Source organism: Thermoanaerobacter sp. YS13 (assembly GCF_000806225.2).
GTDB classification, from domain to species: Bacteria; Bacillota; Thermoanaerobacteria; order Thermoanaerobacterales; family Thermoanaerobacteraceae; genus Thermoanaerobacter; species Thermoanaerobacter uzonensis.
In genome coordinates, this window is the sequence record NZ_JOOI01000001.1 from 1,166,714 (window position 1) to 1,190,398 (window position 23,685).

19 protein-coding genes are annotated in these 23,685 nt (G+C 34.5%); 1 reads left to right on the plus strand and 18 read right to left on the minus strand.

Annotated elements, in window-relative coordinates; all coding sequences use genetic code 11:
• Positions 1-31: 31 nt before the first annotated feature.
• From THYS13_RS05910 to hprK, 9 genes are all read right to left on the minus strand, one after another.
• Positions 32-850: a carbohydrate ABC transporter permease gene (locus tag THYS13_RS05910; protein ID WP_153039597.1), complete on the minus strand. Its 819-nt coding sequence runs from the start codon at positions 848-850 to the stop codon at positions 32-34.
• Positions 851-864: 14 nt separating this feature from the next.
• Entirely contained in the window at positions 865-1,764 is a 900-nt protein-coding gene (locus THYS13_RS05915; protein ID WP_042833572.1) for a carbohydrate ABC transporter permease, read from the minus strand.
• Positions 1,765-1,858: 94 nt separating this feature from the next.
• Positions 1,859-3,145, minus strand: a complete 1,287-nt coding sequence (locus tag THYS13_RS05920) for a sugar ABC transporter substrate-binding protein (RefSeq protein WP_042833573.1) — start codon at positions 3,143-3,145, stop codon at positions 1,859-1,861.
• A gap of 40 nt (positions 3,146-3,185) precedes the next feature.
• A complete protein-coding gene (locus THYS13_RS05925) occupies positions 3,186-4,184 on the minus strand; it encodes a LacI family DNA-binding transcriptional regulator (RefSeq protein ID WP_042833574.1) in 999 nt (332 codons plus the stop codon).
• A gap of 322 nt (positions 4,185-4,506) precedes the next feature.
• A complete protein-coding gene (locus tag THYS13_RS05930; RefSeq protein ID WP_042833575.1) occupies positions 4,507-5,106 on the minus strand; it encodes a YesL family protein in 600 nt (199 codons plus the stop codon).
• A gap of 11 nt (positions 5,107-5,117) precedes the next feature.
• Complete coding sequence (locus THYS13_RS05935; RefSeq protein ID WP_042833576.1) at positions 5,118-6,596, minus strand: long-chain fatty acid--CoA ligase; 1,479 nt, start codon at positions 6,594-6,596, stop codon at positions 5,118-5,120.
• A 12-nt stretch (positions 6,597-6,608) separates the two neighbouring features.
• A complete protein-coding gene (locus THYS13_RS05940; RefSeq protein WP_042833577.1) occupies positions 6,609-7,547 on the minus strand; it encodes an ROK family protein in 939 nt (312 codons plus the stop codon).
• Positions 7,544-8,281 (minus strand): phosphatase, encoded by a 738-nt coding sequence (locus tag THYS13_RS05945; protein ID WP_042833578.1) that lies wholly within the window; start codon positions 8,279-8,281, stop codon positions 7,544-7,546. The genes THYS13_RS05940 and THYS13_RS05945 overlap by 4 nt, the downstream gene beginning before the upstream one ends.
• 15 nt (positions 8,282-8,296) lie before the next feature.
• Positions 8,297-9,214, minus strand: a complete 918-nt coding sequence (gene hprK / locus THYS13_RS05950) for an HPr(Ser) kinase/phosphatase (RefSeq protein WP_042833579.1) — start codon at positions 9,212-9,214, stop codon at positions 8,297-8,299.
• 146 nt (positions 9,215-9,360) lie between these two features.
• Here hprK and THYS13_RS05955 point away from each other — a divergent pair, with 146 nt between their 5' ends.
• Complete coding sequence (locus THYS13_RS05955; RefSeq protein ID WP_042833581.1) at positions 9,361-10,341, plus strand: biotin--[acetyl-CoA-carboxylase] ligase; 981 nt, start codon at positions 9,361-9,363, stop codon at positions 10,339-10,341.
• Positions 10,342-10,367: 26 nt separating this feature from the next.
• Here the strand turns inward: THYS13_RS05955 and uvrC are convergent, their stop codons facing one another.
• The 9 genes from uvrC to THYS13_RS06005 form a co-directional block, all read right to left on the minus strand.
• The gene (uvrC, locus tag THYS13_RS05960) at positions 10,368-12,215 is read right to left on the minus strand and encodes an excinuclease ABC subunit UvrC (RefSeq protein WP_042833582.1); all 1,848 of its coding nucleotides are present in this window, start codon (positions 12,213-12,215) and stop codon (positions 10,368-10,370) included.
• A gap of 17 nt (positions 12,216-12,232) precedes the next feature.
• Positions 12,233-13,654 carry a penicillin-binding protein 2 gene (locus tag THYS13_RS05965; protein ID WP_042833583.1) on the minus strand — a complete coding sequence of 474 codons (1,422 nt, stop codon included), beginning with the start codon at positions 13,652-13,654 and terminating at the stop codon, positions 12,233-12,235.
• The gene (locus THYS13_RS05970; protein WP_042833584.1) at positions 13,629-14,873 is read right to left on the minus strand and encodes an FtsW/RodA/SpoVE family cell cycle protein; all 1,245 of its coding nucleotides are present in this window, start codon (positions 14,871-14,873) and stop codon (positions 13,629-13,631) included. The genes THYS13_RS05965 and THYS13_RS05970 overlap by 26 nt, the downstream gene beginning before the upstream one ends.
• Before the next feature lie 10 nt (positions 14,874-14,883).
• Positions 14,884-15,288, minus strand: coding sequence for an FHA domain-containing protein (locus THYS13_RS05975; RefSeq protein WP_042833585.1), 405 nt, complete (start codon positions 15,286-15,288; stop codon positions 14,884-14,886).
• A gap of 9 nt (positions 15,289-15,297) precedes the next feature.
• Entirely contained in the window at positions 15,298-18,081 is a 2,784-nt protein-coding gene (gene uvrA, locus THYS13_RS05980; protein WP_042833586.1) for an excinuclease ABC subunit UvrA, read from the minus strand.
• A gap of 9 nt (positions 18,082-18,090) precedes the next feature.
• Positions 18,091-20,076: an excinuclease ABC subunit UvrB gene (gene uvrB / locus THYS13_RS05985; protein WP_042833587.1), complete on the minus strand. Its 1,986-nt coding sequence runs from the start codon at positions 20,074-20,076 to the stop codon at positions 18,091-18,093.
• A gap of 375 nt (positions 20,077-20,451) precedes the next feature.
• Positions 20,452-21,177 (minus strand): 2-phosphosulfolactate phosphatase family protein, encoded by a 726-nt coding sequence (locus THYS13_RS05995; protein ID WP_042833588.1) that lies wholly within the window; start codon positions 21,175-21,177, stop codon positions 20,452-20,454.
• Between the two features lie 13 nt (positions 21,178-21,190).
• A complete protein-coding gene (locus tag THYS13_RS06000) occupies positions 21,191-22,435 on the minus strand; it encodes a PDZ domain-containing protein (RefSeq protein ID WP_042833589.1) in 1,245 nt (414 codons plus the stop codon).
• Between the two features lie 9 nt (positions 22,436-22,444).
• The gene (locus THYS13_RS06005) at positions 22,445-23,641 is read right to left on the minus strand and encodes a S41 family peptidase (RefSeq protein WP_042833590.1); all 1,197 of its coding nucleotides are present in this window, start codon (positions 23,639-23,641) and stop codon (positions 22,445-22,447) included.
• Between the last annotated feature and the right edge of the window lie 44 nt (positions 23,642-23,685).

The following is a 23,685-nucleotide window of genomic DNA, read 5'->3' on the forward strand; positions in this document are numbered from 1 at the left end:
ACCACCTTTTGTCTAATATTTTAGAAAAGTTTTATTTAATACCTGTAATAGTAATACCTTCAACAAAATATCTTTGTAAAAACAAAAATACTATTATAATAGGAATTACTAGAAAAGTAGAACCTGCCATCTGCAATCCAAAATCACTCCCATGTTGTCCTTTTAAAAGTGCAAGCCCTACAGAAAGTGTATAAAGATTTTCATCATTAGCTACAATTAAAGGCCATAAAAAACTGTTCCAAGCGCCTATAAATGTAAATGTTCCTTGAACCGCAAATACAGGTTTAGACTCAGGTAAAATAATTTGTAAAAAAATCCTAAATTCGCTAGCACCATCAATTCTTGCAGCTTCTATAAGTTCTGAAGGAATTGTTGCCATAAACTGCCGGAATAAAAATATCCCAAATGCACTAGCAAGTCCTGGTAAAATAATACCTGGCATTGTATTTGTCAGACCCATTTTGTTGAGCATAAGATATACAGGAATCATAGTAACCTGTCCAGGTATCATCATCGTCGCAAGTACAAGATAAAATATCTTCTCCTTTCCTGGAAATTGAAACTTCGCAAATGCATATCCTGCAAGTGCATTTATTACCAATCCTAACATAGAAAATAATGCTATAATTAATGTGTTTTTTAAATATATTCCAAAATTCATTTCCCGAAATAATTGTACATAATTCTGAATCGTTAGCTTCTTTGGAATAAATGTAGGGGGTATATTAAATATTTCATTAGCTGGTTTAAAGGATGTAGATACCATCCAAAAGAATGGTAACAACATTCCTATTGAACCTATTAGTAACAGCATTATTATAAAATATTTATCTTTGCTCTTTCTATACATTGTTATTTCCCCCATTAATACTCAACATTGTTCTTTTTAAATTTAAACTGCATTAGCGTGACAGTAATAATCATCAGAAATAGTACAAAGGATCCTGCAGCAGAATATCTAAAATAACCTAATTGAAACCCATTTTGATAAATGTATAAAGCCATTGAGAGTGTTGAATTAAGAGGTCCTCCACCTGTCATTACAAATGGTTCTTCAAAAAATTGTAGCCAACCAATTGTGGTAGTAACTGCAACAAAAAAAGTTGCATGACTTAATAGAGGAATTTTTATTTTAATTAATTTTTGCCATTTATTTGCCCCATCAATATCAGCCGCTTCATAATATACTTTTGGAATACCTTGAAGCGCAGCAAGAAATATTATCATATTTGCTCCCATAGCTTTCCATAATGCAAGAAGAATTAAAGATAATTTTGCTAATATAGGACTAGACAACCACTGTTGACCTGGTAATCCTACAAGTGATAATAAATAATTAAACAATCCATAATTTGTGTTATAAAGCCATCCCCATACAATTGCAACAGCTATTGAATTTGTTATAGAAGGCATATAATAAAACAATCTTAGTATTTTGAAAATAATATTCTTTCCATAATCGAGTAATATAGCAATAAACATTGAAAAAATTATAACTAAAGGTACACCTATAACTACATAATAAACAGTATTAAATATTGATTTTTTAAAAGCACTATCTTTAAATAAATTTATATAATTTCTCAACCCAATAAATTTAATATTTGACCAATCTGCTAATCCTGATAAATCTATATTTGTTAAACTAATGATAAGTGCGACGAAAATAGGAATAATAGTAAACACGAGCAAAAGTGAAACAGCTGGCATTATAAATAAATATGGATATTTATACTTATTGATCCATCTTATTGTATTTTTCATTCTTTTTCACCTCTTTAACATGCATCCCCCTAATGTTTTATGTAATAAATACCATGTCCAAATATAATTAGGGGGATGCAACAATCTAAAAAGATTATTTACTCAATATGCTTTTTACATCTTCATTAAGTTTATCTAAAGTAGATTTTACATCTTGTTTGCCAACTATTATTTTTTCTAGTGCCTCCGATGTTGCTTTTTCAACTGCTGCCCAATTTTTTACTAATGGTGTTGATTGTGCATTATTAAGTTGTTCTCCAAAAGTAGCTAAAATCGGATCATCTTTAAGTTTAGAGTCGTTCCATGCTTGTTTCGATGCTGGAAGATCTGAAGATAAATTAAACCATTCAATCTGATTCTCCGGTTTACTCATAAAGGCAATAAATTTTATTGCTGCATCTTTGTTTTTTGAAAACTTAAATACAGATAAATCACATCCTCCCACAAAAGAAGTATTTGTTTTATCTGCAGGCAAAACTGCTGTAGCCCATTTTCCCTTTAAATCTGGAAGTTGTTTATTTATCAAACTCACCATCCAAGGCCCGCTGACAAACATCGGTTCAATACCTTCTTTAAATGCGGTAAAAAGATCTAAACCTTGATCAGCTGTTAATGGAGCATCACCATCTATAAAAAAGCTTTTATAATAATTTACTGCTTTGATAAATTCTGGGCTATTAAATTGAGGATTACCATTATCATCAATTAATCGTCCACCAGCTTGCCAAGTAAGCATATATACCATTAGTTGATCATTGGGAGCAAATGCAATTCCATATTTGCCCTTTCCTCTTTTTGCAAGTTTATCTGCGGCATCTTTTAATTCAGTCCACGTTTTAGGCGCATGGTCATACCCTATTTCTTTTAGTATATCGGTTCTATAGAATAACACACGAGTATCGACATACCACGGAACACCAACAATTTGACCATTGTATTCTACTGTTTTTACAGAACCTTCGTAATAATTCTCAGGTTTTAATTCCGGATATTTATCAAAATATGGCTTTAAATCAAGTAATGCTCCTGAACTTGCAAACTGTGTTGTCCATGTTGTTCCTAATTGTGTTAAGTCTGGTCCTGACTGTGATGCTACTGCTGTCAATAATTTATCGTAGGCAACATCCCATGGAATTGCTTGCACCTCGACTTTTATTCCTGGATTTTGTTCTTCGAATTTTTTTACTATTTGAGGCAAAATTTTACCTTCTTCACCCATTGCCCATACTTTTAAAACGGTTTCTTTATTTGTACTATTTGATGATGCATTGGGAGTAGTCGTATTATTATTTTTTTTATTTGAAGTACCACATCCTGAAAGTATCACAGACAAAGCCAAAAATATTATTAACATAATAGACAATAATTTATTCGTTTTCATTTAATTTTCCTCCTCTTTTTAATTTTTTAAAACTTTAAATTTAAATCTTTCTAGAACTGCCACATGAGTCTCGAATTATAAGCTCTGTTTCTAATAAGATATAATCAGTAGAAAAATTACCATTTAATGCTTGGAAAATTTGCTGGGCAGCTAATACACCAATCTCCTTCATTGGCTGTTTAACAGTCGTTAAAGACGGATTAACATATTTAGCTAACTGAATATCATCAAAGCCTACTAATGCAACGTCTTCACCAATTTTTAAGCCAGCTTCTTTAAAAGCTTCTATTACCCCTATTGCCATCTCATCATTTGCGGCAAATATCGCATCGGGCAAATCGTCTTGCAATAGCATCAATTTAGCAGCATGATACCCCCCTTCTTTTGTAAAATTACCTTGGTACAGCCACCGTTTTGAAAAGGAAATATTATGAGTAATTAGAGCCTTTTTATATCCTTCGAAACGTTTCAAATTATCGTATGAATTATTAGGTCCACTTAAATATACAATTTTACGATGTCCTAATGCTATCAAATGTTCAACAGCCTTATACGCTCCTCCTTCATTATCTACTTGAATATTCAACACATATTTTGCTTTAAGAGGGCGATCTAAAAGAACAATAGGCATATCTTCTCTTGCGGCGCTAATTATCAAATTGTTATCAATATTATGAGCTAAAATAATTATCCCATCAGCTCTTTTTTCTTTGAGAAACTTCACTGCCGTACTATTTTTACCCCCAAGTGAACTTATGGCTATTAAATCGTAACCGTTTGCAATTGTTATATCTTGAACACCCTTAATAAGCTCGGAATAAAATGGTCCAGATAAATCAGATAATATTAACCCAATAGTATTTGTTTTACTTAATTTTAGATCTCTAGCAATTCCATTAGGCTGATAATTTAATTGTTTCGCTGCCGCTAAAACCTTTTCTTTAGTCTCTTGACTTACACGAGGACTATTGTTCAACGCATATGACGCTGTTGAAACTGCTACCCCTGCTAAATTTGCAACATCCTTTATTGTTGCCATTATACCACCTGCCTTATTGAAACGTTTCGAATTAATTTAATTAAATAATAACATATTAACTTTTACCTGTCAATAAATTATGTTAAAAAATTTTTATGCTGCAAAGCTTTATCATATTCCCCATCTCTAGAAGATAATCTATTCAAAGAAGATATTTTGCATCGTCGCTCCGATGTTCCAAAGCAACAAAACTAAAGCTCGACCTTCGGGCTCCGGCAGAGTACCTACGTCAGGTGGCATCCATGCCTTAAGGTGCCCATATTATTAAGTAATTACATACCAAAAAACAACTTATTCGTATTTTACTCTTTTTATTCCTATTTTATTCTTCGTCCCGTTTTATATACTTCTTAATTATTCCTTCAAAAATCATATCTATTAGATAAGCTGAGCCACTTACCAATATTATAAAAAATAGTATTGGAATAATCTGTATAATAAATAATGCAGCTATAAGTATTACAAGTATAAGTATTGTTTGGGGCAAATACCCAAGCCCTAATAAAAAAGAAGTTTTCCATAAGCCAAAAAGTTTCCCCTCATAATATTGAATTGTTAAAAAAGTGTATATCAATGTGATTAAAAACATGAGTCCCATTGACAATAATAAGCCAGCAAGAATATATGCAAAAACTGTGTTTTGTTGTATAAAAAACCTCACATCTACGTAAAGTATTAAAATAACAGCAACAGTAATCACAAAGTTTATAAGCATCCACCAGAAGTGTTTTGTAAAACCATTCCAAAATTCTCTCCAGACGCTGCTTCCTTCATCTTTTCTCAATAAACGTATTGAATGAAAAAGAGCTTCTGTGGATTGAAAAACTGTCACAACAGGAAGTGAAAATACAATCCACAGAAGATTTAATATCATTAAATCGCTTATAAAATATGCAATATCAAAAAGTTTAGAATCTCTCATTTTTTTCACCTTTACATTTGTTTTAGTAGTTTTTTATTAATCTTACCTGTCGGAGTCTTAGGAAGTTCTGACACAAATTCAAAATGCTTTGGAATCTTATATGAAGCCAATTTATCCTTTAAAAAGCTTTGAAGCTCTTTTCTATCAGCTTTCGCTCCTTCTTTTAGCACCACAAAAGCTTTGACTTCTTCTCCTTTCAATGGATTACCCACTCCTATCACAGCTGCTTCTAAAACATCAGGATGTTCTAATAAGGCATCTTCAACTTCCCTCGGATATACATTAAACCCACCTAATATTATCATGTCTTTTAGTCTATCTACAATGTAAAAATATCCGTCTTCATCTTTTTTTGCAAGGTCACCCGTGTGGAGCCAACCACCTCTTAAAGTCTTAGCAGTTTCTTCTGGCATGTTGTGATAGCCAACCATTATATTAGGCCCCCTTAAAACAAGCTCTCCTACTTCTCCAACGGGGAGTTCGTTATCATTTTCATCCACTATCTTTGCTTCAACACAAGGAAGTGGCAATCCAACAGACCCCGGTTTTCTTATGGCATCAGGCTCTAAAGGATTTAAAAGTGCAACAGGAGCTGCCTCACTTAACCCATAGCCTTCTACAAGCGGAAAATTGAATTTTTCCTCAAATCCTCTTTGTATCTCAGGCGCTAATGGAGCTCCACCTGATATAGCTAACCTTAAAGCTTTAAATTGTCCCTTTTCTGCCATTCTCATAAGGACCGCAAACATCGAAGGCACTCCGCAAAAAACAGTTACATCTTCGTTTGTCAGTGTCTCCAATGTGTCTTTTGGCATAAAACTTTCTTTTATTGTAATAGCAGAACCTAAGTAAAATGCTAAAAGTACATTAACTGTCCAAGAAAAGCTATGAAACAAAGGCAATACAGCTAAAAAATTATCAGAAGGCCCTAAGTCAGAAACCTCATCCATAGCTTTTACATCAGCAATGAAGTTATTGTGAGTAAGCATCGCACCTTTAGGTTTCCCTGTCGTTCCAGAGGTATATATATACGTACATACTTCGTCTGGTTCTATTTCAACATGTTGAGAAGGACCCATTTTTAAAATCGCATTAATTGTATTTTCATCTAAAACGACCACATTTTTAAGATTCAATCTTCCTAATTGAGATTTATCAACTTTTTGTGCTATTACAGGATGAACTACCAAAGTATTAGCTCCTGATTCCATGATTATATAAGCTATTTCTTCAAGAGTAAGCATCATGTTAAGTGGAACAACAATCGCCCCTGCTTTTGACGCTCCCATAAAAGAAAAAATATATTCAGGACAATTTGGGAAACTTAAAGCCACCCTATCACCTTTTTTAACACCTATTGATTGAAAAAAAGAAGCGTATTTATCTATTAAAGTGTCCACTTCTCCATAAGTATAAACTCTGTCTTTAAATTTTATCGCCACATGGTTCTCAGACACTTTTGCGTTTTTGTAAAGTTCATGAATTTTCATAATTATCCTCCTTTAACTTAATATAGCAGCACCAATGATCCCTGCATCATTTCCAAGCTCTGCTTTTCTTATGTCAGCATACGGTAAGTCTTTGAATAAAATATTCTCTGCCACTTCTTTTTTAAGAGGTTTTATGAGAAAATCCCCTGCATTTGCAACTCCGCCACCCAATATTATCACTTCAGGGTCAAACATGTTTATCACATTTACAATCCCAATAGCTAAGTATTTGACGTAGTCATTGAAAATTCTCATTGCTTGCTCATCGTACTGCTTCGCCGCGTCAATTACATTTTTAGCCGTTATGCTGTTTATATCCCCATTTGCAAATTTTAAAATAAGAGAATTGGGATTCTTCTCTACTGCCTTTTTCCCTTCTCTTATTAAAGCAGTTGCTGAAGCATATGTCTCTAAACATCCAATTTTACCACAATTGCATCTTATACCATTGTCTCCTATCACTATGTGTCCAAGCTCAGGTGCAAAATGATGTGCACCATTGTATATTTTACCATCAAGGATAAAACCAGAACCTACTCCTGTTCCTAAGGTAATTGTCACTGAGGACTTAGAACCTTTGCCAGCCCCATATGCTGCTTCTGCCAAAGCTGCTACATTAGCATCATTGTCCATATATATTGGCAAATCAATGTATTTTCTTATTTCTTTTGCAAGAGGAACTTTTGTCCAAAAGAGATTCACCGCTCGTATTACTATGCCTCTTTCGCTATCTGCTACACCCGGGACTCCTATTCCCATTGACTTAATATCACTTCCACTTAGATTACTCCTCTTAATAAGTTCAAAAGCTATATCCGCTATGTCTTTAGCAACTGCTTCATAACCCCTTTCTGGTTTTGTCGGCCTGCTACCTGTAGCTACTATACGTCCCTCTTCATCCACCAATCCAACAGCAATATTAGTGCCTCCAAGGTCAACACCAATTCTCATTCTTCCTCTCCTCCAATTTTTCGTTTTTTCTCTTTAAGATATTCTTTTATTTTTCCAACATCAGTATTAAGCACTAAATCCTCAGTTATACCGGCATTTTTAATAACTTTGAGAGCTTCATCAAACCTTCCTACATCAAAGCTTACATGGGCATCGCTTCCTACAGCAATTTTTACTCCCATTTCTTTCGCTCTTTTAGCAATGAGAAAACAATTTTCTTCACTGCCTTTTCTTGAACTTACAAAGGAGCTGTTGTTTATTTCAATAAATTTGCCATATTCTTTAGCAGCCATTAAAACTTTTTCAATATCTATTGGATAGATGGGATTCCCAGGATGTCCTATTATATCTACACAAGGGTTTTTTATAGCATTTATAATAGCTTTTGTGTTTCTTTCTATATCGTCACTTGGTTCAAAACACACGTCATGCAAACTGGCAATCACTATATCTAGTTTTTTAAGTATTCCTTCTGGTAAGTCCAAATTTCCTTCTTCATCCATTATATTAGCTTCCACCCCTTTTAATATCTCCACCCCCTCTATTTTTTCAGGTAACACTTTTAAATTTCCAAAATACCAAAGGTGAGCAGCTCCTGGCATTTTAGGCCCGTGGTCTGTCATACATATAAGTTGAAGCCCTTTTTTATAAGCCTCCCTTGCGTTTTCTGTAATAGTGCTGTAAGCGTGACCGCTTGAAATTGTGTGAATATGAGTGTCCAAAACTAACTTCAACTTTATCCTCTCCCTTTAATTCCCTATTTGTTTTAATAATTTTTTGTTAAGCTCATGGGCAGCGTTGTACCCCATCTGTTTTTGCCTGTGGTTCATAGCTGCTACTTCTACTATTATCGCGAGATTTCTTCCTGGCCTTACAGGTATAGTAAGCTTTGGAACTTTGACATCTAAAAATTTAATATATTCATCTTCTAATCCTAACCTGTCATAATATTTATCTTCATCCCATTCCTCCAATTGAATGACTAAATCTATATTCATTGTATTTCTAACAGAACCTACACCATACAATGTCTTAATATCAAGTATGCCAATACCCCTTATCTCAATAAAATGTCTTATTATCTCCGGTGAACTCCCTTGAAGCTTGTCCTCACTTATCTTGCTGATTTCCACCGCATCATCAGCAACTAACCTGTGCCCCCTTTTAATTAGCTCTAATGCCGTTTCACTTTTACCTATGCCGCTTTCTCCTAATAAAAGAACACCTATACCATACACATCTACAAGGTCTCCGTGAATGGTAATTTGTGGTGCTAACTTTTCATCAAGGTAATTTATTAATCTATTTATAAATTTCGTAGAAGCTTCTTTCGTCCTCAAAAGATATCTATCGTACTTTTGGGCAGCATTTATAAGTTCTTGGCGTATATTTAAATCTCTTGTTACAATAAGACAAGGAATGGGGTAAGTAAAGAATTTATCTGCTCTTTCTGCTAATACTTCATCAGAAAGTTGTTCTATAAAAGTTGTCTCGACTTTTCCTATTATTTGCACCCTTTCATAAGCAAAATGCTCATAAAAGCCGGAAAATTGTAAACCCGGCCTATTTACATCACTTGTTGTTATATCTATTTTATTATTTTTGGCCTCAACAATGACTTCTAAATTCAAATCCTTTATCAAAGTTTCAACAGGAATCTTATCCACTCTTTCACCTCCAGCCAGCAACAAAACGCTGCATTTAATTCAATTATATTATTTAATGTAAAATAAGTAAATAGACAAAACCTTTTCTTCTGGGAAGATGTAAATTATAATATGTTTATAGCCATATAAACTTTTGAGGTGAAAAAATGTTAAGGCAAAGACTTATCAGACTTTTAAAAGAAAACAAAGGGGAGTATATTTCTGGGCAAAAACTTTCTGAACAACTCAACGTTTCAAGAACTGCTATATGGAAACATATAAATGAATTAAAAAATGAAGGATACCAAATAGAGGCCCATCATAAGCTGGGGTATATGTTAGCTTCTGAGCCTGATTTGTTAATTTATGAAGAAGTATCCCCTTATCTTACTACAAATTTTATAGGAAAAAATTATATACATAAGTTAGTCATTGATTCTACAAACAACTTTGCCAAAGAAATAGCATCAAAGGTTCCTGATGGCACAGTAATTATTGCCGAAGAGCAGACAGCAGGAAGAGGACGATTAGGAAGAAGTTGGATATCTCAAAAAGGCTGTGGCATCTGGATGTCTATTATTTTAAAACCAAATATACAGCCACAGGAGGCAATTAATCTCACACAAGTAACGGCAATTTCTGTAGTCAAAGCTATTGAAGAAGTATTTCACTTAGAAAGCAAAATAAAATGGCCAAATGATATAATACTAAACAATAAAAAAGTGTGTGGAATATTGACAGAGATGAGTTCAGAAATTGACAAAATAAACTATGTGATAATAGGAATTGGAGTCAATGTAAATTGTGACAATTTCCCTGAAGAATTAAAAGGCAAAGCCACTTCCTTGTACTTAGAAACCAACTCTAAGGTTGATAGGAAAAAACTTACCGCCAGCATTTTAAATAACCTGGAATTTTATTATAATGCATATTTACAAAAAGGCTTTGAATACATAAGACCTATATGCATTGAAAAATCCATAACAATAGGAAGGCAGATAAAAGTCATTGCCAATGAGGGTGAAATTGAAGGGAAAGCTGTCACTATTGACAATAATGGAAGTTTGGTAGTAGAGACTAAAGAGGGCAAAAGACTTAGTATTATGTCAGGAGATGTGTCTGTAAGGGGGTTACTGGATTATGTTTAAGCGTCAAGACAAAATCTTGACGCTTTTTATTTCCTAAAATATTCATATACAGCTTGAGCAGCTTTTTCATTCATTCCTTCCACTTTTTTAAGGTCCTCCACACTTGCCCCTTTTATTTCTTCTATAGACTTGAAGGCATCATATAAGGCCTTTGCCCTTTTTTCACCTATGCCGGGGATATTGAGAAGTTCGCTTTTAAATCTTTTGCTTTGCTTTTCTTTGTGGAAAGTTATAGCAAATCTATGGGCTTCTTCTTGTATTTGCGCAATCAGGCGAAAAGCTTTTGTAGTCATAGGTATGTCAATTTCACCTTGAGGTGATACAAGGCCTCGAGTCCTGTGTTTTGAATCTTTTACCATACCATAAACAGGAATAGAAATCCCCAAGCCACTTAACACCTGCAGTACAGCATTTACATGCCCTATGCCACCATCTACAAATATTAAATCTGGCATTTCAGCAAATTTGGCCTTATCCTCTTCAAGTTCACCTTTTTCAATAAGCTCATTTTCTTCAATACCGTGCAAAAAACGCCTTTCTATTACCTCTCTCATACTCTCATAATCGTCTTGTCCCTCTACATATTTTATGTTAAACTTCCTGTACTGACTTTTCTTTGGCTTTCCATCTACAAACACCACCATAGACCCTACATTTTCTTGACCCCTTGTGTTTGAAATATCATAGGCTTCAATTCTCTTAGCGTAATCAAGCCCCACTAAATTAGAGAGTTCTAATGCAGCCTGGTCTTTTGAAATTTCATCTCTTATTGATATGTCATTCTTAAGGGCTTCTAAAGCATTTTGATAAACCATATCCACCAGTTCTTTTTTCTTACCTCTTACAGGAATTGTTATAAAAACTTTGTTGCCTCTCTTTTGTGATAACCATTCACTGAGAAGCTCTCTTTCGTCTAATTCCACATCAGTTATTATTTCTTTGGGAATGTAAGGAGCACCTTCATAAAATTGCTTTATAAAGGAAGAGATTACTTCTCCTCTTTCCATACCTTCTGTATTTTTCATATAATAATGCTCTCTTCCGCTTAATTTTCCATCTCGTACAAAGAACACCTGTATACAGGAAATATCCGCACTTCGGGCCATTGAAATTATATCCTGCTCATCTTCTCCTACTGATACTACCTTTTGTTTTTCTGATGTCCTTTCAATGGCAAAAATCTGGTCTCTAATCCTCGCCGCTTCCTCGAACCTCAATTCTTCCGCCGCTTCCTGCATGTCTTCTTTAAGTTTTTGTATGAGCCAATCTCTCTTTCCATCAAGAAAGAGAACTGCCTGATCAACTAATTTTCTATAATCTTCTTTATTTATTTTGTTAGTGCAAGGAGCAGAACACAATCCTATGTGGTAATAGAGACATTCTCTAACTTTACCAATGTCCTTTTCAATATTTCTGTTACATGTCCTTACTGGAAACATTTTTCTGACAAGTTTTATAGTCTCCCTCACTGCAAAGGCACTGCTATAAGGCCCAAAATATTTAGCCCCATCTGGCTCAATTCTTCTTGTAAACATTATGCGGGGATACTCTTCATTTACTGTAACTTTAATATAGGGGTAATTTTTGTCATCTTTTAATAATACATTATACTTTGGCTTATAATTTTTAATTAGGTTACATTCCAACATTAAAGCTTCAAGTTCAGTATCAGTAACAATGTACTCAAAGTCTTCCACATGAGAAAGCATTACTTTTACTTTTGGCAATTGATTTTCTTTGTTTTGAAAATACTGCCTCACTCTGTTTTTGAGAACTACCGCTTTACCCACATAAATTATTTTGCCACTTTTATCTTTCATTATATAAACACCAGGTTTTTCAGGCAAAAGCTTTAATTTTTCTTCTATGGTCATTGTCCATCACCTTCAGGTCATTTAGTTAAATAAGCTCTTATTATATCTCTTGCTATAGGTGCTGCTACTTTCCCACCTTCACCACCATTTTCAACTATTACACTTACGACAATTTGTGGATTTTCGGCAGGTGCAAAACCTACAAACCAGGCATGGGAATCCCCGTGAGGATTTTCTGCAGTACCAGTTTTGCCTGCAACTGTAATACTAGAAATTTGTGCAGCTTTACCTGTCCCCTCTTTATTGTTAACTACGCCTATCATCAATTGTTTAATAGTATCTGCCACCTTTTTTGATATAGGATTTAAATACTGTGAAGGAGTGCTTTTTTCAATGATTGCCCCTGAAATAGGATCTGCCACGTATCTCATCAAATAGGGTTTCATTATAATCCCATCATTTGCAACGGCAGAAGCAACTAAAGCCATTGTAAGAGGTGTTACAAGGATTTTACCCTGTCCTATAGAAGATTCTGCTAAAGCAACTTTTCCTTCAATAGGAGGAAAATAATTTTGTGCTGTATCTATTTCTAAAGGAACTCGTTTATTTAGACCAAAAGCATAAGCCATTGTTTGCAAGTTTTCGCTTCCTAAATCTAAACCAACCTGTATAAAAAAGGAATTGCAAGACCTATAAAAAGCTTGTCTAAAATCCTCTGTTCCATGAGCAATGCCTCCAAAATCATTTATCCTGTTGCCATCCACAATTATATATCCTTTGCAATCAAAAATCTTGTTATATAATTCAGGTTTATATGTCAAAACTGCTGCAGTGGTTATAATTTTAAAGACAGACCCTGGAGGATACAAACCTTGCGTAGCTCTATTTAAAACTACGTGCTCAGAACTTGTCATTATTTCTTCCCAATTTTCTCCTAAAGTATTGGGGTCATAAGAAGGAGAAGAAACCATTGCTAAAATTTCTCCAGTCTTTGGATTTAAAGCTACAACCGCTCCTTTTTTACCCTCCATCTCTTTGTAAGCAAGGTCTTGAAGAGTTTTATCTATTGTCAAATATACATTATCTCCTACCTGTCCTTTTGCTAAAACCAATTTTCTTAGAATAGTCATTGGGTCATTTCCTACCATCCCAAGTAATTCTTTGTCATAAGCTTTTTCTATTCCTGCATTTCCTTGTTGATATATTCTGCGACTATACCCTATTACTTGCGCAAAAGCAGGCCCATCTAGGTATTCTCTCTTTTGTGAGCCATCTACAAACACGCTTTTTGCAAGTACAGTCCCATTTCTGTCCAAAATACTACCTCGCAATATCTTTTTTTCTTGTTCTATAAGTCTTCGATTGTAAACACTATAGGAACTAGTAATTAATTTATCTCTTTCATATATTTGGAAATAAGTTAAATAGGCAATTAGTCCGAAAAAAAGTACAGAAAAAAACCAAAACAACATTTTAATATTGCAATTTAAGTTGGACATCCTGCTGTTCCTCCTTAAGAGCTATGCCATTGAGCATACCCAATGTCACAAAACTCGTTACCATAGAACTACCACCATAACTTACAAAGGGAAGGGTTACCCCTGTCAGAGGTATGAATTTTATGACACCACCAATTATAGTAAAAACTTGTAAACTAAACATTGAAATAAGGCCTGTAGCTACTAATACACCAAACTCGTCTTTAGCATTTAGTGCTACTTTAATCCCTCTATACATTATAACAAAATACACAAGAATTATGGCTATAGCACCTAAAAGTCCAAATTCTTCACTAATAGCAGAAAATATGAAGTCACTTGCCACAACCGGTATATATTCTGGATGCCCCATGCCGAGCCCTGTGCCAAAAAAGCCCCCTGCTGCAATGGCAAAAAGTGATTGTACAATTTGATATGTCTTTCCCGGTACATCCATCCAAGGATTCAACCATGCCTCAATTCTCACTCTTACGTGCCAAAACAAAAAGTAGGATATTATGCCTCCTAAAACAAAGAGCCCAATCCCTACTGCTGTGTATAATAGATTAGAAGTAGATACAAAAATTAATAATACTGTAGTAATATAAAATAAAAACGCCATCCCTAAGTCTTTTTCTAATACAAATATTCCTACAATTACAAAAGTTATTAATCCTAAAATAATTATGTCTTTTGTTTCTCTCCTGGTGCACAAATATTTTGCTAAAAAAGTTATATATATTATCTTAGCAAGTTCAGCTGGTTGAACATATATGCCGTCAAAAGTAAGCCAGTTTTTAGCACCACCTATTTCTCTTCCAAAAATCAATGTTGAGCCCAGTAGTGCTATTGTAAGTGCAATGTAAATAACTTCCCCATATTTGAATTTGTAAAGTAAATCGTAGTATTTTGAAATATATGAGGAAATGAAGTAAAGTGTAAAACCTATTCCAATCCAAACAATCTGCTTTATGAGCAAATCTGGTGCAACTCTATATATCATTATAAGTCCCATTTCTGTTAAAAAAGAAGTTAAAATGATAAATTGGATTTCACCCAATGGGAACAATCTTACATGTAAGTAATAAACAATATAAATTAATATTGGAAATGCTAATGTAAAATATATAGTGTCAAATCCCTTCGGTTTATTGTGTATAAAAAGCAGCAAAAAGGCTATTACAAATATCCAAAAAACATTTTTCATAGCTTTAGATCCAATTTTTATATATTCTTCCATAAAATTTCACCTACAAAATAAATTTGAGTTCAACATCACCTAAAGTAATTACATCGTTATTCCTTATTTTAGCAATTCCTTTTATTCTTTTGCCATTAACAAAAGTGCCATTTGTACTGTTTAAATCTTGTATATAAAACCTCTTGCCCCTCTTTCGTATGATAGCATGCCGTGCAGACACATAAGGGCTTTCGATTACTATATCACATTCTTCCGACCTTCCTATAGTAGTAACTTCAAAAAGATTAAAAGTCCTTTCTCCATTTAAAAAAGAAAGTTTAGCCCCTGTTATTTGCCTCTCATATCTTGCCCCTTTTATGTCCATATACACTATTTTAAAAACCCTGTATAAAAAGAGGTAGATGAGAAAAATAAGGACATATTTTAATATCTGAGAAGCTATGGCATAATACATAAATTCACCTCATTTTTGAGAAAGGACTTTTTTCAAAAACCATCCAGTATAAGAATTCTCATTGGCAGCAACTTCCTCAGGTGTCCCTGTAGCTATTACCATTCCACCTTTGTCTCCACCTTCTGGTCCTAAGTCAATAATATAGTCTGCACTTTTTATGACATCTAAGTTGTGTTCAATTACAATAACAGTGTTACCTGCATCAGTTAATCTATTCAAAACATCAAGAAGCCTATGCACATCTGCAAAATGTAATCCAGTTGTAGGCTCATCCAAAATATATAATGTCTTACCTGTAGGTCTTTTAGAAAGTTCAGTAGCTAATTTTACTCTTTGGGCTTCTCCTCCTGAAAGCTGAGTAGAAGGTTGCCCTAGTTTAATATATCCAAGTCCTACATCATACAAAGTCAGCAATTTATTTTTTATCCTGGGTATATTTTCAAAAAACACTAACGCTTCTTCTACCGTCATATTAAGTACATCCGAAATATTTTTTCCTTTATATTTTACTTCCAATGTTTCCCTATTATACCTTTGACCCTTGCACACTTCACAAGGAACATATACATCCGGCAAAAAGTTCATCTCAATTTTAATTATACCATCTCCTCCACAGGCTTCACACCTTCCACCTTTAACATTAAAACTAAATCTCCCTGGTTTATAGCCTCTCATTTTAGCTTCTGGGGTATTTGCAAAAACCTCTCTTATATAGTCGAAAACTCCTGTATATGTAGCAGGATTTGAGCGAGGAGTCCTGCCTATAGGAGACTGGTCAATATTTATTACTTTATCTATATTATCGATACCCTCTATTGCATCGTGCATACCTGGTTTATCTTTGGACTTATAAATCTTCTGTGCCAATGCTTTGTACAGTATCTCATTTATAAGGGTACTTTTGCCTGAGCCAGAAACCCCTGTAACGCATATAAATACTCCAAGAGGGAAAACTACATCTATATTTTTTAAATTGTTTTCCTTCGCTCCTTTCACTATTAAAGCTTTTCCATTAGGTTTTCTCCTCTGTTTTGGCGCTTCTATCTTTATTTTACCACTTAAATATTGGCCTGTAATTGATTTTTCACATTTTAACACATCTTCTATCGTACCCGCAACTACAATTTCTCCTCCATGCTCACCTGCACCTGGTCCTACATCCACAATGTAGTCTGCCGCATATATTGTATCCTCGTCATGTTCTACTACTATAAGAGTATTGCCTTGGTCTCTTAATTTTTTCAAGGAATTTATAAGTCTTTCATTATCTCTTTGATGAAGTCCAATGCTGGGTTCGTCTAAGATATATGTGACTCCTACAAGTCCAGAACCTATCTGACTTGCCAATCTTATCCTTTGTGCTTCTCCACCTGATAAAGTAGCTGCGGGCCTTGACAGAGTTAAATAATCAAGGCCTACATCTACAAGAAAACTAAGCCTTGCTTTTATTTCTTTTAAAATTGGCTTTGCAATGATCTCATGTTTTTCTATCAATTTGAGTTGGTCAATAAATTTTATAAGCTCGCCAACAGAAAGGTCTGTCATTTCTTTTATGGAAAGTCCACCAACAGTCACAGCTAACGCTTCTGGCTTTAATCTTGCTCCATGGCATGCAGGACAAGTAACCGGTCTCATATACTTTTCTATCTCTTCTTTTATAAAATCTGAAGAAGTATTGTTGTACCTTCTTTCAAGATTGTTTACTATCCCTTCAAATCCATAGGACTTTCCCTTTGTATCTTTGCCATAAAGCAGTATATTTTTTAAATCTTCACTAAACTTTTCATAAGGAGTATTCTCTGTATATTCAAAATGTTCAATCAATCTTAAAATGTTGTAATAAGCATAACTATCCTGTGAAGCAACAATCCCCGGCAACAACCCATTTGCTAATGATTTTTTAGGGTCTTGTATTAAAAGCTCTGGATCTACCTTCATAAATTCCCCCAATCCAGTGCAAACAGGGCAAGCCCCATAAGGGCTATTGAAGGAAAACATTCTCGGAGAAAGCTCCTCAATACTTATGTTGCACTCTGTACAAGCGTATTTTTCAGAGAGTGTAAAGCTTTCTCCCTCTATTACATCAATAGTAACTATCCCATCTGCTAATTTTAAAGCTGTTTCTATAGAATCCGTCAGCCTCATGTCAATTCCCGGTTTTATAATAATCCTATCTACTACGACTTCAATAGTATGCTTTTTATTTTTGTCAAGCTTAATCTCCTCATTTATATCGTACATTACTCCATCAATTTTCACTCTGACATATCCACTCTTTTTTATATCATTTAAAAGCTTAGCATATTCCCCTTTTCTTCCTCTAATAACAGGAGCCAGTACCTGTATCCTTGTACCTTCCGGCAATTCTTTGACTCTGTCCACCATCTGATCTATAGTTTGCATACTAATCTCTCTCCCGCAAACAGGACAATGGGGGCTCCCAGCCCTTGCATATAAAAGTCTTAGATAGTCGTAAATCTCAGTTATCGTACCTACAGTAGAACGAGGATTTTTATTTGTGGTCTTTTGGTCTATAGATATTGCCGGTGAAAGGCCTTCTATATAATCAACGTCTGGTTTGTCCATTTGTCCTAAAAATTGCCTTGCATAAGCTGACAAAGACTCCACATATCTTCTCTGACCTTCGGCATAAAGGGTATCAAAGGCAAGAGAAGATTTGCCAGAGCCTGATAAACCCGTTATTACAGTTAACTTATCTCGTGGAATCTCCAAATCTATATTTTTTAAATTGTGAACTCTTGCCCCTTTAATTACAATTTTGTCCTTCCCCATGATTTCACCTCAAACTACTTCCTCCAACTGTTTCTTCAATTCAAAAATCACATCTCTCAATTTTGCAGCCTTTTCAAACTGCAGCTCAATTGCAGCTTCTTTCATTTCTTTTTCAAGTTGCTCTATAGTTGACTTAATAATTTCAGGGTCATAAGTTTTAACTTTCTTTCTTGTGTACTTCTGTTCTTCTTCAGCAACGTGAGTAGCTTCAATTACATCTCTTACTCCCTTAATTACTGTCTTTGGAGTTATACCATGTTTTTTGTTATATTCCATTTGTATCTTTCTTCTTCTGTTCGTCTCATCAATTGCTCTCTTCATAGAATTTGTTACAGCGTCTGCATACATTATTACTCGTCCTTCCGCATTTCTTGCAGCACGTCCTATAGTTTGTATTAAAGAAGTCTCTGAACGCAAAAATCCCTCTTTGTCTGCGTCTAATATTGCCACCAAAGCAACCTCAGGTATGTCTAATCCCTCTCTCAAAAGGTTTATGCCTATTAAAACATCGAATTTACCCAGCCTTAAATCTCTTATTATTTCAACCCTTTCAATCGTCTCAATATCGGAATGTAAATATTTTACTTTTATTCCTATATCCTTGAGATAATCCGTTAAATCTTCTGCCATCTTTTTTGTAAGGGTCGTAACAAGCACTCTAAAGCCTTTATCAACTGTTTTTCTAATTTCCCCTATCAAATCATCTACTTGTCCCTTAACAGGCTTTACTATCACTTCTGGATCCACAAGACCTGTCGGTCGTATTAACTGCTCAACAACCTGCTCTGAATGTTCAATTTCATAAGGCCCTGGTGTTGCAGAAACAAAGATAACTTGATTTATCCTCTCTTCAAACTCTTCAAAAGTAAGGGGACGATTGTCAAAAGCAGAAGGAAGTCTAAATCCGTATTCTACTAATGCTTCTTTCCTTGACCTGTCTCCATTGTACATGCCTCTGATCTGAGGAATTGTCACATGGGACTCATCTATAAAAATGAGAAAATCTTCAGGAAAATAATCTAAAAGGGTATAAGGAGGGCTTCCTGGAGGTCTTCCTGAAATATGCCTTGAATAATTTTCTATTCCTTGGCAGTAGCCCATCTCTTGTAGCATCTCTAAGTCATAATTTGTTCTCTGTCTTAACCTTTCAGCTTCTACTATTTTACCAGCATCTTTAAGTTCTTTATACCTTTGCTCCAGTTCTTCTCGAATGCTTTTTATCGCTCTTTCCAATTTGTCTTTTGAAGTAGCATAGTGAGAAGCCGGAAATATAGCCACGTGTTTTCTTAATCCCAGTACTTCACCTGTTAACACATCAATTTCTGCTATTCTGTCAATTTCATCTCCAAAAAGCTCAACCCTTATCGCCTTATTGGAAAAAGAAGCAGGAAAAATTTCTATTACATCTCCTCTTACCCTGAATTTGCCTCTTGTAAAATTCACATCATTTCTTTCATATTGTATACCTACAAGCTTTTTAATTATTTCGTCCCTATCTTTTATCATTCCCGGCCTTAGAGAAAGCATAAGATTTTCGTAATCTACAGGGTCACCTAAGCCATATATACAAGAAACACTGGCGACAATTATAACGTCTCTTCGCTCAAAAAGAGCTGCCGTAGCAGAGTGCCTCAATTTATCTATTTCTTCATTTATAGAAGCGTCTTTTTCAATATAAGTATCAGTTTGGGGTATATAAGCCTCCGGTTGGTAGTAGTCATAATAACTCACAAAATATTCCACTGCATTGTCTGGAAAAAACTCTTTAAATTCACCGTATAATTGCGCAGCCAAAGTCTTATTATGAGCAATGACAAGAGTAGGGCGATTTAACTTTTGTATTATATTAGCCATAGTAAAGGTTTTTCCAGAACCCGTCACACCCAATAAGGTTTGAAATCTATATCCTTTTTTTACCCCTTCAACTAATTTCTCTATAGCTTGAGGTTGGTCTCCTGTTGGTTTAAAATTAGATACCAACTTAAATCCACTCATTTTTTCTACCCTCTTTGCAATTTATCATCTTATTATTATAGCATACCCTACTTGTCAATACAAACATAACCAAACAGCCGGCCTTTACAGGTCGGCTGAACAGTTTGTTACAAAGTCAAAAATTTTTAAAATAGGATATTTTGCATCGTCACTCCGGTGTTCCAAAGCGACAAAACTAAAGCTCGACCTTCGGGTTCCGGCAGGGTTACGGGCACATTCGACATCCTTGTCTTAGTGCCCGCCTCCGCCATCCTTGGCTTCGGCCCTGCCTCCACCCTCGGTCTCATTAAGTTTTGTTATCGCTTTGTCACAAGTCGTTCCTTATGCAAAATATTCTATTTTCGAAAGTTTGTATACAGTCTGAACAGCCGGCCTTTACAGGTCGGCTGAATTTTTTATAATTCCATTTTTAAGTTTTGGCACAATATCAAATTTATCAACTGTCAAGCAAAACTCAATATCTTCATCATACCCTAAGTCTTTTAATCTTTTAAAGTGATAGCCTTCCTTCATTATTTCATACAAGTTGCCCTCATAAGGTTTATACAAAAAATAACAGGCTTTTGACAAATCATCACTTTCAAATTTCATTAAATCTTGCAGCTTTTTATATATCACTCCAGCAGTTATTATGTCGTCAAAAGAAAATTTTCCCTCTGTACCAGCACATACAATTACTGTATCTTTATTGCTGGCGTATATATACTTAGCAACAGCAGAAGCATTTAAAAGGCATCCTAAAATTACATTATCTGCTAAAGAGACTTTTTTTAAAGCTTTTGTTCCGTTGGTAGTAGTAAAAATTATCGTTTTATTCTCTACTTTTTCACGAGTATACTCTAATGGAGAATTAGATAGGTCAAAACCTTTAATCTTTGTAGAGTTCCTTTCCCCAGCTAAAAGATAAGTTTTTTTATCTAAACTTTTTACAAGTTCGATCGCTTCTTCTACTTCTGAAACTGGAATAATCTCTTTAGCTCCGTTGTACAAAGCAGTAGTAATAACACTTGTCGCACGTAGAGTATCTATTACAACGACATTTTTGTCTTTTAATTCTCTTTCATTAAAAGAATTATATGTTTCAAAAGTTTGTAAAAACACACACTTTGCCTCCTTATTTGTTTTTCTTAAAGATGTTTTTAAACATTTCTTTTAGTTTTTTTATAAATATTCCCCCTTCATTGATTTCATAAATCATAGAAGTTGCCTTTGGCACTATTAAAATCCCTAATCCCAAAATTCCCTGGGGATTCTTATATTCATAGTTAGTATAATTGCCATTTAAATCTTTTACAGTGATCCACATCACAGAAGGCCGTTCATTGAGTATTCGTATTATATCATCTGGATCATTGATAGGAATATCATTAATTTTTAATATTACATCCCCCGGTTTAATTCCCATTTCTCTAGAAGGAGAACCTTTTGCTGTCGCTAAAATCATCACTCCTGTATCTGGCGCTACAAAAAGAGGTGGATTTTCCCTTTCTTCTCTTTGCCCTATTAAAATTAAAAGCTCATGAGCCACTGGCGCAAAAATAGCTGCTAAATATTGAAATAATTTAGTATAGATTCCTAATATCGCCAATATAATCAAAACTATACTAAAGAAAAATAAACGTATAGAAGAAATTCGCGTTTTCTTTTCTGGAAGTTGTGTTAAAGCTAAGTCTCCGTATCCTAAAGCTGCAATACCTGGCATAATTAAAAAAATTGCATTATTTAAATCAATTCCAGCTGGTTTGATAATGGGCCACCAATCTGGCATATTTACACCCTGTCCTGTTATTGTTATTCCAGTAGCAATAGTTAATGCAGCAAAAGGAATGGGCCAAAACTTTTGCATAGTAAAGCCTCCTGCCACCCGCCCATCCTTAAGCCTTACAAAGATAGGAGTGGTATTCCTTGGACCATCTACATATATTAAAAGGCTTTCCATCAAATGAAGAATACCTACAATAGACATAAGTGCAGAAACACTTATACTAGGAAATCCAAAAATCAAGCTGGATAGAGAAACTATTCCTCCTGCATAAGAAAAACAAATATATCTAGGATTTACAAGCATCAAAACTATAGCCAAAGGCCATACATACTGAAGCCCTACATTTTCTATTGTTATTCCTAAAAATATCATAAAAAAGCTCCCAATTATTGCAGCAATTACACCATAAAAGATAGAGTCAAGAACCAATTCTTTCATTGGTTCTTGCTCATGTCCGATAATCTCTCTTTCTATAGCTATTTTATTTCTATACTGCATTACTATTAGAATTATCACTATCCAGAAAAAAGGATTAAAAATTGACAAAGCTATTGTCTTTATTGCCATCCAAAAAACTTGAATAAAAGCTATCATTTTAACACCTTACTTTATCTCACTTTTTACAATCTCAAAAGCTTTTATAAGCTGAGTATCTCCTTTTAAGTCAGGAGTATCTTGAAGAGTGTAATTTCCAGGAAGCTCCACTACATAGTTGGGCTCAATTCCTTTGCCTTGAATATTTGTGCCATTTGGCGTGTAATACCTTGCAATAGTATATTTTAATCCTGTACCATCACCAAAGTCAACAATAGTTTGTACAAGTCCCTTTCCAAAGGTAGTGGTCCCAACTAAAACTCCTGCTTTTCTATCTTTTATCGCCCCTGCTAAAATTTCTGAGGCACTAGCACTGCCTTTATTTACAAGCACAGCAAGTGGTAATCCCAGGCCAGGTCCTTTAGAATAATATTCTTTATTGTCAACTCTTCCTTTGGTCGTCACAACAACTCCCTTCGGCAAAATTAAATTAGAAATATCTATAGTTTCATCTAAAAGTCCACCAGGATTATCCCTTAAATCTAGTATAAGTCCTTTCATGCCCTGAGACTTTAACTTATCAAGAGCTGCTTTAAAGTCATTAGCTGTGCTTTGGTCAAACATTGTAATCTTAATATATCCAATTTTATCAGGAAGCATCTCCTCATATACTGTTTCTAATTTTATTATCTCTCTTGTTATTGTCTTACTAAAAGTTTTTCCTTCTCTCATTATAGTGAGGGTTACATCTGTTCCTTGAGGTCCTCTCATCATAGCTACTGCTTCATCTAAATTTTTACCGCTTACTTTTTTATTGTTCACTTCTATTATTATATCGCCGGATTTTATCCCTGCTCTTTCCCCTGGTGTATTTTTTATTGGAGAAACCACCACAATATGGTCTTCTTTATCAACTGCTACAACTATCCCAATTCCCCCATAAGTACCTGTAGTTTGAGTCATAAAATCAGAAAATTCTTTCTTATTCATATATACAGTATAAGGGTCCTCCAAAGAGTTAGCCATTCCTTTCATAGCACCTTCTAAAAGGACTGAAGAGTTAACTTTATCAACATACCTATTTTCAAGGATTTTCTCAATATCAAAAAGCTTATTATATTCTTTTATCAACTGGTACTCCTCACGAGAAACAAGGACTTTACCATTAGGAAGAGCCACTGATACTGCGTTTGCTAACATAAAAGTTATAACATTTGTAACTATTAAAAGTACTGCTAATAAAATATAAAATCTTTTTTTCGCCATAATTTCCCCACCTTTTTTAGTCTCTTAAAATTATATGTATATGT